This window comes from Streptomyces sp. NPDC002671 (assembly GCF_053592475.1).
In genome coordinates this window covers 174,898-187,278 of record NZ_JBSFVU010000005.1, presented here as the reverse complement: position 1 = coordinate 187,278, position 12,381 = coordinate 174,898, and the positions used below count along the sequence as shown (strand labels likewise).

Annotated in this window: 13 protein-coding genes; 6 read left to right on the top strand and 7 right to left on the bottom strand. The window is 69.5% G+C overall.

What is annotated here, in order from left to right:
• Positions 1–15: 15 nt before the first annotated feature.
• Positions 16–522, bottom strand: coding sequence for a carboxymuconolactone decarboxylase family protein (locus tag ACWD35_RS09645; protein WP_451350611.1), 507 nt, complete (start codon positions 520–522; stop codon positions 16–18).
• A 95-nt stretch (positions 523–617) separates the two neighbouring features.
• On the bottom strand, positions 618–1,793 hold the full coding sequence (locus ACWD35_RS09640) for a glycosyltransferase (RefSeq protein ID WP_451350610.1): 1,176 nt from the start codon (positions 1,791–1,793) through the stop codon (positions 618–620).
• Positions 1,794–2,153: 360 nt separating this feature from the next.
• Between ACWD35_RS09640 and ACWD35_RS09635 the strand changes: the two genes are divergently transcribed.
• Together ACWD35_RS09635 and ACWD35_RS09630 are read left to right on the top strand one after the other, a co-directional pair.
• Entirely contained in the window at positions 2,154–3,788 is a 1,635-nt protein-coding gene (locus ACWD35_RS09635; RefSeq protein WP_451350609.1) for a purple acid phosphatase family protein, read from the top strand.
• A 122-nt stretch (positions 3,789–3,910) separates the two neighbouring features.
• Positions 3,911–4,354: a PPOX class F420-dependent oxidoreductase gene (locus tag ACWD35_RS09630; protein WP_451350608.1), complete on the top strand. Its 444-nt coding sequence runs from the start codon at positions 3,911–3,913 to the stop codon at positions 4,352–4,354.
• Positions 4,355–4,358: 4 nt separating this feature from the next.
• On the opposite strand, the gene ACWD35_RS09625 is transcribed toward ACWD35_RS09630, so the two are convergent.
• Positions 4,359–5,324: a WD40 repeat domain-containing protein gene (locus ACWD35_RS09625; protein WP_451350607.1), complete on the bottom strand. Its 966-nt coding sequence runs from the start codon at positions 5,322–5,324 to the stop codon at positions 4,359–4,361.
• Positions 5,325–5,412: 88 nt separating this feature from the next.
• Between ACWD35_RS09625 and ACWD35_RS09620 the strand changes: the two genes are divergently transcribed.
• The 3 genes from ACWD35_RS09620 (at position 5,413) to ACWD35_RS09610 (ending at position 7,816) form a co-directional block, all read left to right on the top strand.
• Positions 5,413–6,087 (top strand): SGNH/GDSL hydrolase family protein, encoded by a 675-nt coding sequence (locus ACWD35_RS09620; RefSeq protein ID WP_451350606.1) that lies wholly within the window; start codon positions 5,413–5,415, stop codon positions 6,085–6,087.
• Positions 6,088–6,184: 97 nt separating this feature from the next.
• Positions 6,185–6,778 carry a Uma2 family endonuclease gene (locus ACWD35_RS09615; RefSeq protein ID WP_451350605.1) on the top strand — a complete coding sequence of 198 codons (594 nt, stop codon included), beginning with the start codon at positions 6,185–6,187 and terminating at the stop codon, positions 6,776–6,778.
• A gap of 42 nt (positions 6,779–6,820) precedes the next feature.
• Positions 6,821–7,816 (top strand): aldo/keto reductase, encoded by a 996-nt coding sequence (locus tag ACWD35_RS09610; RefSeq protein WP_451350604.1) that lies wholly within the window; start codon positions 6,821–6,823, stop codon positions 7,814–7,816.
• A gap of 166 nt (positions 7,817–7,982) precedes the next feature.
• On the opposite strand, the gene thpR is transcribed toward ACWD35_RS09610, so the two are convergent.
• The 3 genes from thpR to ACWD35_RS09595 all read right to left on the bottom strand — a co-directional run bounded on the left by thpR (position 7,983) and on the right by ACWD35_RS09595 (position 10,504).
• On the bottom strand, positions 7,983–8,555 hold the full coding sequence (gene thpR, locus ACWD35_RS09605; protein ID WP_451350603.1) for an RNA 2',3'-cyclic phosphodiesterase: 573 nt from the start codon (positions 8,553–8,555) through the stop codon (positions 7,983–7,985).
• Positions 8,556–8,701: 146 nt separating this feature from the next.
• Positions 8,702–10,039, bottom strand: a complete 1,338-nt coding sequence (locus ACWD35_RS09600) for an MFS transporter (protein WP_451350602.1) — start codon at positions 10,037–10,039, stop codon at positions 8,702–8,704.
• Between the two features lie 27 nt (positions 10,040–10,066).
• On the bottom strand, positions 10,067–10,504 hold the full coding sequence (locus ACWD35_RS09595) for a MarR family winged helix-turn-helix transcriptional regulator (protein ID WP_351543776.1): 438 nt from the start codon (positions 10,502–10,504) through the stop codon (positions 10,067–10,069).
• Between the two features lie 154 nt (positions 10,505–10,658).
• Between ACWD35_RS09595 and ACWD35_RS09590 the strand changes: the two genes are divergently transcribed.
• Positions 10,659–10,841, top strand: a complete 183-nt coding sequence (locus ACWD35_RS09590) for a ribbon-helix-helix protein, CopG family (RefSeq protein ID WP_451350601.1) — start codon at positions 10,659–10,661, stop codon at positions 10,839–10,841.
• Positions 10,842–10,857: 16 nt separating this feature from the next.
• Here ACWD35_RS09590 and ACWD35_RS09585 read toward each other — a convergent pair whose 3' ends face one another.
• Positions 10,858–12,309: an NCS2 family permease gene (locus ACWD35_RS09585; protein WP_451350600.1), complete on the bottom strand. Its 1,452-nt coding sequence runs from the start codon at positions 12,307–12,309 to the stop codon at positions 10,858–10,860.
• Between the last annotated feature and the right edge of the window lie 72 nt (positions 12,310–12,381).

The window sequence follows — 12,381 nt, the reverse complement described above, 5'->3', positions numbered from 1 at the left end:
TTTGGGCGGGTTGCCTCACTTCCACGGGTCGGTGAACGACCGCCCGGGCACCGGCTTGGCGATGAGCGCTATGGGGATGAAGAAGTTGACCTGGCCGATCGCGAACATGAGTGTGGCGAGCGCCTTGGCCTCGTAGTGCTCGGCTGCCTGCGCGTACAGCTCGTCGGAGACTCGCTCGCCGTCCACCGACGGCTGGAGCACGGCTTCCACCAGTGCGAGCGCGGCACGCTCGGCACCGGTGAAGTACGGCGAGTCCTGCCAGGACGCCACCGAGGTGATCCGCTCCTCCGACTCCCCGGCCTTGCGCAGGAAGCCCGTGTGCAGCACGGTCAGGTAGGTACTGCCGACGATCTGGCCGGCGCGCAGCTGGACCAGGCTGATCGTGGAGCGCGGTACCGAACCGTTGCCGGCGGCCCTGAACAGCGCCGCGGACACCTCCGCCAGCTCGGGGACGAGCTCCGCGGGGTCCTCGGACATCCGCGGAACCATCGGGACCGCCGCCGTGATCGAACGTGCTTCCATCGCCGTCTCCTTCGGGCTTTCGTGTTGCTTTCACTGCCCTGACGGATCGCGGCAGAGGAAGGTAACCGAGGAGAGGCGAAGGAAGACGGTCGCTCTCAGTCCTTGGCGCGCGGGGCCGCGTCGAGCAGCAGCTTCGCGGCCACCTCCGCCCCGTCGCCGCGGGTGGCGCCGGCCACGGCCCTCGCCCGGGCGTGGGTCTCGGGAGTGAGGGCCGTCTTCAGCGCGGCCGACAGGGACTCGAAGGTCGGGGTCGGACCGTCGTGCGCCGCGCCGATGCCCAGCTCGGCCACCCGGCCGGCCCAGTACGGCTGGTCCGCCAGCTGGGGCACCACCGCCTGAGGCGCGCCGGCCCGGGCCGCCGTCGTCGTGGTGCCCGCGCCGCCGTGGTGCACGACGGCGGCCATCCGGCCGAACAGGGCCTGGTGATTGGCCTCGCCGACGACGAAGCAGTCGTCCTGGTCGCCGATCAGGGTCAGGTCGGCCCAGCCGCGGGAGAGCACCGCACGGCGGCCCTGCGCGCGCACCGCCTCGACGGCCACCTGGGCGACGTTCCCCGACGCGTGCATGGGCATGCTGCCGAAGCCGACGTACACCGGCGGTTCGCCGGCCTCCAGGAACGCCAACAGCTCATCCGGCAGCGGGCGTTCGTCCGGCACGATCCACGCGCCGGTCTGTACGACGTCGAGCTCCGCCATCCCCTGCCACGGGTCCAGGGCCGGGTCCGTCGCCAGCCACGGCCGGTCGCCGACGACGTAGTCGCGGACCTCGGCCACCGGGGGCAGGCCGATCGACGCCCGGTTGATGTTGAGCGCCTCGCCGAACAGCTCGTTGACAGTTTGGGCGTCCAGGTCCCACAGCACCTTGTTGTCGGTCACCTCCGGCGGAAGCGGCCGGCCCGGATACGCCAGCGGCCGGCGGTGGAGCGAGGGCAGGGTGACCTGCTGGAACGTCACCGACACGGAGGGGATGCCCAGCTTCTCGGCCACCGACAGCGCACCGGCCGCGGCCGGGAGCATGCCGGTCGCCACCAGCACGTCACACCCCTCGGCCGCCTCGGTGACCGCGTCCAGCTGCCCGGCGATCAACTGGGCCGCGCGCTGGGAGATGGAGGACGCCGGCAGCGCCGCCTTGGTCAGCGCCCGCGCGGACGGGCCGACCGGCACCATCGGCACGCCGACACCGGCCAGCCGCTGAGCGAAGTCCTCGTCCGGCGGCGCGCACACCCGCACCTCAGCGCCGAGTTCCCGCAACCGCACCGCGAGACCCGCCATCGGTTCGACGTCCCCGCGCGATCCATACGTAGACAACAGCACACGCACTTTGTGACTCTCCCGTTCCCGCAGGTTCTGGCCTCGGCGGACGATTCTGCGGTACGAACGGGGGCTTGCCGCAAGGCCCCCCGTGCGCTATACGTTGAGAGTGGCAAGGAGTGGGTAACCTCCTTGCCTTTCCTGTGTGTTGTGACGTGCGCGCCGCGCCCACGGAGACCGCGTGCGGGGTCGCGCCCGCCGTCGCACGGCACACGAGGTGTTCCCCAAGCCTTCGCCTGATCAGCCAGCGCCAACTCGGGCGATTATGTGCCCTGTTGTTAGGGTGCGCAGATCAACATCACCATCTGACGGGGGCGTTACATGCCGATCGCGCGTAGATCACTACTGACCGGTTCGACGGTTGCCGCGGCCACCACCGCACTCGGCACCTCGGGGAGCGCTGAAGCCTCCGGCCGTTCACAGTCCGCTCCGCTCCCCTTGCTCCAGCGCACACCGGGCAGCCTCGGCGCGCCCGGCGTGACAGGGCTGCACCTCCAGTTCGGCGCCGACCCCGCCACCGAGATGACCGTCTCCTGGATCAGCCCGCAGTCCGTACGCCGCCCGCAGGTGCGCCTCGGCTCCCCGGACGGAGACGACGGGCAGGTGATCGACGCCGAGACCCGCACCTACCGCGACGGGCTCTCCGGACAGGAGGTGTACGTCCACCACGCCCGCCTCAGCAGGCTGCGGCCGGAAACCACCTACCTGTACTCGGCCGGGCACGACGGGGCTGTACCGGAGAGCGGTTCGTTCACCACGGCGCCACGCGGTCGCGCCGCGTTCAGCTTCACCAGCTTCGGCGATCAGGGCACGCCCAATCTGCGGCGCGTCGTCGAGTGGCCTGCGGGAGCCCCCGCCCCTTCGCCCGCGGGACGCTACCCGCTCTACACCAGCACCCAGGCCGGCACTCCGGCCTCCGCCGACATCGTGGCCGCGGTGGAACGGGTCGATCCGCTGTTCAACCTGTTGAACGGCGACCTGTGCTATGCCGGTGCGGCCGGCGTCATCGGCCAGGACCGCGTCGCGACCTGGGCGGACTGGTTCATCAGCAACAGCCGTTCGACGCGGCTGCGTCCGTGGATGCCCTGTGTCGGCAACGGCGAGAACGAGAAGGGCAACGGCCCCTTGGGGGTGAGCGGTTACCAGACCTACTTCACCCTGCCCGAGTCGACGGCCGCCGCCGATCCCGAGACCGAGGGCCTGTGGTACGCCTTCACCGTCGGCTCCGTCCGCTTCATCAGCCTGGCCAATGACGACGTGGCGATCCAGGACTCCGGCGACACCTATGTGAGCGGATACTCCGACGGGGCACAACGCCGCTGGCTCGAAAGGGAGTTGAAGGCGGCACGCGGGAACGACGGGATCGACTGGATCGTGGTCTTCATGCACCACCCGATGATCTCCAGCAGCCGCACCGGCAGCGGCAGCGACCTCGGGATCCGCAAGGCATGGGGCCCGCTCTTCGACACGTACGAGGTCGACCTGGTGCTCTGCGGACACGAGCACTACTACGAGCGGTCACTGCCGGTCCGCGGTGCCCTGCCGAGCGAGGGCCTCACCCCGATTCCGGTCTCCACCGACACCGATGTCATCGACAGCAGCAAGGGCACCGTCCACATGATCATCGGGGGCGGCGGCAATTTCGCGACCAACCAGGACGCCCTGTTCGACGAGGACAAGGGCCGAGTCGTCGTCGACCTGAGCACCGAAATGCAGGGCCGCCATCGCAAGCCGGTCTACATCACCGAGGACGCCCCCTGGCGCGCCGTCCAGGACCGCGTCCACACCCACGGCTTCGCGGCTTTCGACGTGGACCCCGGTGACTGCCGCACCGGCCGCACCCGGATACACGTCACCTACTACACCTTCGACGGCCCCTACGCCGACCTCACCCCCGTGGACACCTTCACCCTCGAACGCCCCCGCAAGGACGCCCGGCCCCAAGGGAGGCGGTGAGGCAGACGGGCGGCCCCGGCAGGCCCGCTGCTCGGGGCACCCCTTGCGGGAGCGCTCCCATACAGGACCCTGGCGAACCAGTCAGGGTGACAAGTGGGGCTATTGATGCCTGTATGGGAAGTATGACCAGTTCGCGTACGAGCCCCGTGCTCGCCCCCTTCATCAAGCAGTACGCCGCCCTCCTCACGACCCACAAGAAGGACGGCACCGGCATCGGCACCCCCATGAACATCGCCGTCGAAGGAGACCACGCCTACGTCCGCACCGCGGCATCCACCTCGAAGGTCAGGCGCATCCGCAACAACCCCGAGGTGGAACTCGCCCCCGCCACCGTGCGCGGCGCCCCCACCGGCCCGCAGATCCACGCACGGGCGCGGCTGCTGGAGCACGGCAGCCCGGAGGAACAGCACGCGGCCAAGCTGCTTCGGCACAAGTACCCCATTGCGCAAGGGGTGGTGGTGCCACTCACCCACAAGCTGATGCGCACGCGGACGCTGCACTACGAGCTGCGGCCCAGCGGGGAGGAGCCGCCCGCCGGAAAGTGGGCGGAGCCCACCGACCGGTGACCGCTCAGCCTCTCCGCCGCAGCCTCCGCAGCCCGAACAGGGCGAGCGCTCCGACGGCGACGACGGCGGCGCCGACCTTCACACTCCCGCCGCCGGAGCCGCCGCCCGCCGCAGCTGAACTCCCGCTGCCCGACGGCGACTTGCCCGCGTGGCCGCCCGGAGCGTCCTGCACCTGCACCGGGCTGTCCGCGCCCTCGCTGCCGAACAGCAGCTTCGTACCGTCGGCGGAGTAGGTGACCGACTCACCCTGCTGCTGCAAGGGCACGTCGAGCCGGCCCTCGCGCTTGATCCGGCCGCCGTTCCAGTCGTAGTAGATGCCGCCGAAGTAGCCGCGCACGACGAGCTGTTGCCCGTCCGGCGAGAAGGCGGCGTCGGTGGCCCAGAGGTCGACGGTGGCGACCGGCCTGAACACGTTCGTGCCGGACGACGAGAGGGTCGCGGGGCCTTCGTAGAGGTGCCCGCCGTCCTCCTTCTTGTCGACGATGTACACGCGCCCGGTCTTCGGGTGGACGATCAGCGACTCGGCGTTCCTCGGCCCGTCCGCGTACTTCACCACGTACTGCTTGGCCGTGACCGTCTGGTCCTTCAGCACCTTCGGCTCGGACAGCCGGTAGATCCACACGTACGGCCACTTGCCGCCGAGGTTGTCGCCGATGTCGCCGACGTAGATCTGGTGGTCCGGGCCGATGGAGATGGCCTCGGCGTCGCGCGGGGAGCCGATGCCGCGCAGCGTCACGGTGGCGACGGTCTTCCCGGTCGCGCTGTCCACGGCGTAGATGTACGGGCCGTCGTTGCTGTCGTTGTGCGTCCAGTAGATGCCGGGGTGCAGATGGGAGGCGGCCAGGCCGCTGGACTCGGCGATCCGCGGATCCTTGATCGTGAACCCCTGGTCTCCGTCCGCGGCGGAGGCGGGCACGGCGAACGCGCCCACGAGAAGGGCCCCGGCGAGGAGAGCGAACGATCGGCGCATGCCCCAAGCCTGCCATCCCCGCCGGGGGTTCGGCGGGCGTGGTGGGCCTCACACGCCACCGGGGGGCGTGATCGTCCATGATGTGCGGATGCTCAGGTTCATGCCCGTAGGTGACTCCATGACGATCGGCAGTGCGGGCGAACACACGTGGCGCTACCGGCTGTGGCGACACCTGTGCGGGACGTACGGTGGCCCGTTCACCTTCGTCGGACCGCGCGAGGAGCTGTACGACAAGGGCGCCGACGCACCGACGTCGTACGCCTACGCCGACCCCGGCTTCCCCCGCTTCCACCTCGCCGGCTGGGGCGAGGGGTGGCTGCACATGGCTCCGCTGATCGGGGAGGCGGTGCGCGAACACCGTCCGGACGTGCTGCTGGTCTCCCTGGGCCTGATCGATCTGGGCTTCTACACGAACGCCGAGCAGACGGCGGAGAACGTGCGCGCCTTCGTCGCGGGGGCGCGGGAGGCCGAGCCGCACATACGTATGGTCCTGCTGCCGGTGATCCCGAACATACGGGCGCAGGCGGATCCGCCCTTCGCCGAGCAGGTGGACCGCTTCAACGTCCTGCTCGCCAAGGCGGTCGCCGACCTGGACGAGCCCCGCTCCCCGATCCTGCTGGCCTCGCCCCCGGAGTCGTACGACATCCACGCCGACACCTACGACGGCACGCATCCCAACGCGAGCGGGGAGCACCGGATCGCGGGGGCGTTCGCGGGGGCGATGTGGGAGGGGTGGGGGGTCGGACAGGCGTACGTGGCCTGAACAAGTTGACCTAATTCCGGCGACTCCTGGTCACCGTGCGTATCGTTGAACTGCGCGGCTGCACTCGTCCGTGGGGCAGCCGGGGAGGAGCGCCACGATGACCGTCCTTGAAGACAGGATCGCGATGGCCGACGCCGACGCCAACACCGAGCGCTTGGACGAGTGGTTCGAGCGGCTTGAGCGTATGCCCGTCCCCGAAGGATTCAGGGTCGAGATCGTCGGGGGCAACGTCCATATGACGCCGCAGCGGGACACGCACTGGGAGATCATCCGCGAGATTCTCTTCTCCATCGAGGACCGGTTCGGGAGGAAGGTGAGGGTGTTCTCGGACGTCCGGATCGACTTCCCGGGCCACGAGAACGGCTTCTGCCCAGACATCGCGAAGCTCAGCGACTCGGCGAAAAAGGATGACAAGGGCCGCTGGCGTTATCAGGACGTGGAGTTCGTCGCCGAGGTCATCTCCGACGGCACGGCCGCCAACGACTACGGCCCGAAGAAGACCGCCTACGCCATCGCCGAGGTCCCCGTCTACGTCATCGCCGATCCCTACCAAGGACGGTGCTTCGTCTACACCCACCCCAAGGACGGCGACTACGCCATGAGGACGTCGGTGGACTTCGGCACCGACATCGACCTGACCGGCACCGTGGTCGACCTCACCCTCAAAACCGACGACTTCCCCCGCGACTAAGTTGCTTGCCTAGAGCCCACTCCAAGCCGTTGGCTGATGGCCATGGAGTACACGCAGCTAGGACGCACGGGACTCAAGGTCAGCCGACTCGTCCTCGGCACCATGAACTTCGGCCCGCAGACCGACGAGGCCGGCAGCCACGCCATCATGGACGCGGCGCTGGGCGCGGGCATCAACTTCTTCGACACCGCCAACGTGTACGGCTGGGGCGAGAACAAGGGCCGTACCGAGGAGATCATCGGCAACTGGTTCGCCAAGGGCGGTGAGCGGCGCGACAAGGTCGTGCTCGCCACCAAGGTCTACGCCAACATGGCCCCCGACGGCGAGCAGGCCTGGCCCAACCACGACAAGCTCTCCGCCCTCAACATCCGGCGCGCGGTGGACGCCAGCCTGAAGCGGCTGAAGACGGACTACATCGACGTCTACCAGTTCCACCACGTCGACCGTGACACTCCCTTCGAGGAGATCTGGCAGGCCATCGACGTACTGGTCCAGCAGGGCAAGATCCTCTACGTCGGCTCCTCCAACTTCCCCGGCTACAAGATCGCCCAGGCCAACGAGATCGCCGCCCGGCGCGGCGGCACCATCGGGCTGGTCAGCGAGCAGTGCCTGTACAACCTCGCCGAGCGCCGCGCCGAGATGGAGGTCATCCCGGCCGCGCAGGAGTACGGCCTCGGGGTCATCCCCTGGTCGCCGCTGCACGGCGGTCTGCTGGGCGGGGTGATCAAGAAGGAGGTCCAGGGCGGTCGCCGCGCCTCCGGGCGGGCCGCCGACACCCTCGCCGACCCGGCCGCGCGCGCCCGGATCCAGTCCTACGAGGACCTCCTCGACAAGCACGGCCTGGAGCCCGGCGAGGTCGCCCTGGCCTGGCTGCTGACCCGGCCGGGTGTGACCGGGCCCATCGTCGGCCCGCGTACGGCCGAGCAGCTGGAGTCCGCGCTGCGGGCGGTCGAGCTGAAGCTGAGCGAGGAGCTGCTCTCCGGGCTGGACGAGATCTTCCCGGGGCCGGGGCCGTCCCCGGAGGCCTTCGCCTGGTAGACCCAGGACAGGGGCGCGGGGAACTGCGCGACCAGCCACAGCCGGCCGTAGTTCCCCGGCCCCCGGCGTCTACTTCACCGCGGAGGACAAAGCCACCACCACGAACAACAGCACAAGTACACCGGCCATGATCCGGTTCCGGGTTTTCGGGTCCACGTGACCGAGCCTAACCAACGCCGCCGAGCGACCAGCGGGCAACCGCCTCGTACCGCGGCTGCTCCCCCGCCACCCCCGACTTCGGCAGGTTGCTGCGCATCAGCACGAGGTCGGCCACCGTCCAGGCCGGGCTGGTGAACTCGGCGAGCGCGTCGACGTACGGCCGCATGTGCACCGGATGCCGGCTGCGCGCCACCGTGAGGTGGGCCGTGTAGCGGCGGTGGTCGCCCATGTCGATGCCGGACTTCCGGCCCGCGGCCTCCGCGCGGTCGGCCAGCCGCCCCATCGTCGGCAGGTCCCCGTCCGCGCCCACCCACAGCACCTGTCCGCGCCCGAACTGTCCGCCGCCCCGCAGGGCCAGCGGGAAGGGGTCCGTGTGCCGGACCGCACGCTCCAGGCGGTCCGACAGCTCGGGTACGGCCTCCTCGCCCACCTCGCCGTAGAAGGCGAGCGTGAAGTGCCAGCCGGGCCGGCCGGTCCAGCGCAGCCGCTCCGCGCCAGGGAGCTGCTTCAACTTGGCGACGGTCGCGGCGAGTTCATGGATGACGTTCTCCGGGGGCAGCACCGCGGCGAAGAGTCTCATGTCCTCACCATCGCAGACCCGGGAGGGGCCCGCCGGGGGGGGCATGACGATCACGATCCGAGAAGGCGGCCTCGACGACGTTCTTCGTGGGGCAGGTGCCGGCCCGGAGGGTGCTGTAGCGCACCCCCCGGGTGGGCCCCAGAGGATCACGCCGCCGTAGCCAGCTGCTCCCGGTCGCGCGGGACGAAGCGGACCCGCGGGTGGCCTTGGTGCCAGCCCACGGACAGGCGCAGGCCGCCGGTGCGGGCCAGGACGAGGCCGATGACGGCGGCTGCGGCGGCCGACACCGCGCCACCGGCGGCGAAGCCGACCCGGGGGCCGTAGGTGTCGGTGACCCAGCCGACGAGGGGCGCGCCCAGCGGCGTGCCGCCCATGAACACCATCATGAACAGGGCCATCACCCGGCCGCGCATGGCCGGGTCGGTGGCCATCTGGACGGCCGTGTTCGCGGTGACGTTGACCGTGAGCCCGCACACCCCGATCGGGACCATGAGCAGCGCGAACAGCCAGTACGACGGCGCCAGCGCGGCCACGATCTCCAGCGCGCCGAAGGCCAGCGCGGCGGCGGTCAGCACCCGGAGCCGGGCGGTGCCGCGGCGGGCCGCGAGCAGTGCGCCGCCCAGGGAGCCGACGGCGATCAGGGTGTTGAAGAGGCTGTAGCTGCCGGCACCGGCGTGGAAGATGTCGTCGGCGTAGGCGGAGAGCCAGACCGGGAAGTTGAAGCCGAAGGTGCCGATGAAACCGACCAGCACGATCGGCCAGACCAGTTCGGGGCGGCCGGCGACATGGCGCAGGCCCTCCCGCAGCTGGCCCTTGCCGCGCGGGGCGCGCTCGACCACGTGCAGCTCGCGGGTGCGCATGAGCAGCAGCCCGGTGAGGGGGGCGGCGAAGGACAGGCCGTTGGCGAGGAACGCCCAGCCGGTGCCCACGCCGGTGATCATGAGACCGGCGACGGCGGGGCCGACCAGGCGGGCGGACTGGAAGTTCGCGGAGTTCAGGCTGACCGCGTTCTGCAGCTGGTCCGGGCCGACCATCTCGGAGACGAAGGACTGGCGGGCCGGGTTGTCGACCACCGTGGCGAGGCCGACGGCGAACGCGGCGACGTAGACGTGCCAGACCTGGACCTGGCCGGTGAGCGTCAGTGCGGCGAGCACGAGGCCGGTGACGGCCATGGACACCTGGGTGACCATCAGCGTGGGGCGTTTGGGGAGGCGGTCCACGAGGACGCCGCCGTAGAGGCCGAACAGCAGCATCGGCAGGAACTGCAGGGCCGTCGTGATACCGACGGCCGCGGAGGAGCCGGTGAGGCTGAGGACGAGCCAGTCCTGGGCGATGCGCTGCATCCAGGTGCCGGTGTTGGACACGGCCTGGCCTATGAAGAACAGGCGGTAGTTCCGGTTCTTCAGCGAGCTGAACATCGAGGACTTGCGGGGGTTGTGGGCGGTAGGTGCGGGGGCGGAAAGTGCTCCGGATCCCGTACTCAAGTGGGTTCGCCTCCTCAGGGGGACTGCTTACAGGTGCGCGAGCTTCTCCAGCACGGGGGCGGCGGCGCGCAGTTTGGCCCACTCGTCCTCGTCGAGGCCCTCGACCAGGCCGGCCAGGAACGCGTTGCGCTTGCGGCGGCTCTCTTCGAGCATCGCCTCGGCCTGCTCGGTCTGGGTGACGACCTTCTGGCGCCGGTCCTCGGGGTGCGGCTCCAGCCTGACCAGCCCCTTGGCCTCCAGCAGCGCGACGATGCGGGTCATCGACGGCGGCTGGACGTGCTCCTTGCGGGCGAGTTCACCGGGGGTGGCGGAGCCGCAGCGGGAGAGGGTGCCGAGCACCGACATCTCGGTGGGGCTCAGCGACTCGTCGACCCGCTGGTGCTTGAGCCGACGGGACAGCCGCATCACTGCGGAGCGAAGAGCGTTCACGGCGGCAGCGTCGTCGCCATGGGTTAGGTCCGGCATGTTCTTTAGAGTAACTCATTACCCTCTCTAAAGACCAACGGAACACGCCCGAATGCCCGTGATGACGGTCACTGAACCCACTGATCACCCGTACGGGTGAGGAGGTTCCGGAAAGTGACCCGCGGGGTGGCCGGATGTGGCCACTCTCGTAGGCATGGCGACCAGTGTGCTCAGCCTGCGGATAGACGGGGAGCTGCTAGAGAGGCTCCGGCTCCATGCGGCGAAAAGAGGAATGAGCGTGCAGGACTACGTGGTCCGCACGCTCATTCGGGACGACTTCGACGAACGGTTCCAGACCGCCGTCGAGGAGACGGAGAAGTTCTACGGCGTCACCTGACGCCGTAGCGGACCGATCAGGTCAGACCCAGGGCCGGCATCAGATAGTAGAAGGCGAAGACGGCCGACACGACGTACATCGCCGCCGGGATCTCCCTGGCGCGGCCGGCCGCGAGGCGCAGCACCACGAAGGTGATGAAGCCCATGCCGATGCCGTTGGTGATCGAGTAGGTGAACGGCATCATCACCATGGTCACGAAGGCCGGGATGGCGATGGTGAAGTCCGCCCAGTCGATCTCCTTGACGGAGCCGGCCAGGATCAGGAAGCCCACCGTGAGCAGCGCCGGGGTCGCGGCCTGGGACGGGACCATCGTGGCGACCGGCGTCAGGAACAGCGCGGCGGCGAACAGGCTGCCCGTGACGACGTTCGCGAGGCCGGTGCGGGCGCCCTCGCCGACACCCGCCGTGGACTCCACGAAGCAGGTGGTGGCCGAGGAGGAGCTGGCGCCGCCCGCGGCCACGGCGATGCCGTCGATGAAGAGGACCTTGTTGATGCCCGGCATGTAGCCCTGGGCGTCGGTCAGCTTGGCCTCGTCGGCGACGCCCATGATCGTGCCCATGGCGTCGAAGAAGGACGACAGCAGCACGGTGAAGACGAAGAGGGTGCCGGTCAGGATGCCGACCCGGTGGAAGCCGCCGAACAGGCTGACCTGGCCGATCAGGCCGAAGTCGGGGCTGGAGACCGGGTTGCCCGGCCACTTCGGGGTGGTCAGGCCCCAGGACGGCACCTTGGTGACCGCGTTGATGATCATCGCGAGGACGGTCATCGACACGATGGAGATCAGGATGGCGCCGGAGACCTTGCGGACGATCAGCGCGAGCGTGAGCAGGGAGCCGAGGATGAAGACCAGGACCGGCCAGCCGTTGAGGTGACCGTCGCCGCCGAGCTGGAGCGGGACGGTGGTCTGGGCGATGTCCGGGATACGGCTGACGAAGCCGGAGTCCACGAGGCCGATCAGCATGATGAACAGGCCGATACCGATGGAGATGGCCTTGCGCAGGCCGTAGGGCACGGCGTTCATCACGCGCTCACGCAGCCCGGTGGCGACGAGCAGCATGACGATGAAACCGGCGAGGACGACCATGCCCATCGCGTCCGGCCAGGTCATCCGGGGCGCGAGCTGGAGCGCGACGACCGTGTTCACACCGAGGCCGGCGGCCAGCGCGATCGGGACGTTGCCGATGACGCCCATGAGCAGGGTGGTGAAGGCGGCCGTCAGCGCCGTCGCCGTGACCAGCTGGCCGTGGTCCAGGTGATGCCCGTACATGTCCTTCGCGCTGCCGAGGATGATCGGGTTCAGCACGATGATGTAGGCCATCGCGAAGAAGGTGGCGAAACCGCCGCGGATCTCGCGGGCCACGGAGCTGCCGCGCTCGGAGATGCGGAAGTAACGGTCGAGGAAGCCGAAAACGGGCGTCCGCCCGTGCTGTTCGGGGGTGGGGACCTTGGCGGGGGCCGAGGTGGGCATTAGAGGTTCCTACGAGCAGAAGTGGACAGACGCAAACGGTTTCAGTATGAACATATGAGTTCGACGCACGCT

Coding starts and splice junctions, on each gene's coding strand:
- ACWD35_RS09645 (WP_451350611.1), bottom strand. CDS start 522: ATGGAAGCACGTTCGATCACGGCGGCGGTCCCGATGGTTCCGCGGATG.
- ACWD35_RS09640 (WP_451350610.1), bottom strand. CDS start 1,793: ATGGCGGGTCTCGCGGTGCGGTTGCGGGAACTCGGCGCTGAGGTGCGG.
- ACWD35_RS09635 (WP_451350609.1), top strand. CDS start 2,154: ATGCCGATCGCGCGTAGATCACTACTGACCGGTTCGACGGTTGCCGCG.
- ACWD35_RS09630 (WP_451350608.1), top strand. CDS start 3,911: ATGACCAGTTCGCGTACGAGCCCCGTGCTCGCCCCCTTCATCAAGCAG.
- ACWD35_RS09625 (WP_451350607.1), bottom strand. CDS start 5,324: ATGCGCCGATCGTTCGCTCTCCTCGCCGGGGCCCTTCTCGTGGGCGCG.
- ACWD35_RS09620 (WP_451350606.1), top strand. CDS start 5,413: ATGCTCAGGTTCATGCCCGTAGGTGACTCCATGACGATCGGCAGTGCG.
- ACWD35_RS09615 (WP_451350605.1), top strand. CDS start 6,185: ATGACCGTCCTTGAAGACAGGATCGCGATGGCCGACGCCGACGCCAAC.
- ACWD35_RS09610 (WP_451350604.1), top strand. CDS start 6,821: ATGGAGTACACGCAGCTAGGACGCACGGGACTCAAGGTCAGCCGACTC.
- thpR (WP_451350603.1), bottom strand. CDS start 8,555: ATGAGACTCTTCGCCGCGGTGCTGCCCCCGGAGAACGTCATCCATGAA.
- ACWD35_RS09595 (WP_351543776.1), bottom strand. CDS start 10,504: ATGCCGGACCTAACCCATGGCGACGACGCTGCCGCCGTGAACGCTCTT.
- ACWD35_RS09590 (WP_451350601.1), top strand. CDS start 10,659: ATGGCGACCAGTGTGCTCAGCCTGCGGATAGACGGGGAGCTGCTAGAG.
- ACWD35_RS09585 (WP_451350600.1), bottom strand. CDS start 12,309: ATGCCCACCTCGGCCCCCGCCAAGGTCCCCACCCCCGAACAGCACGGG.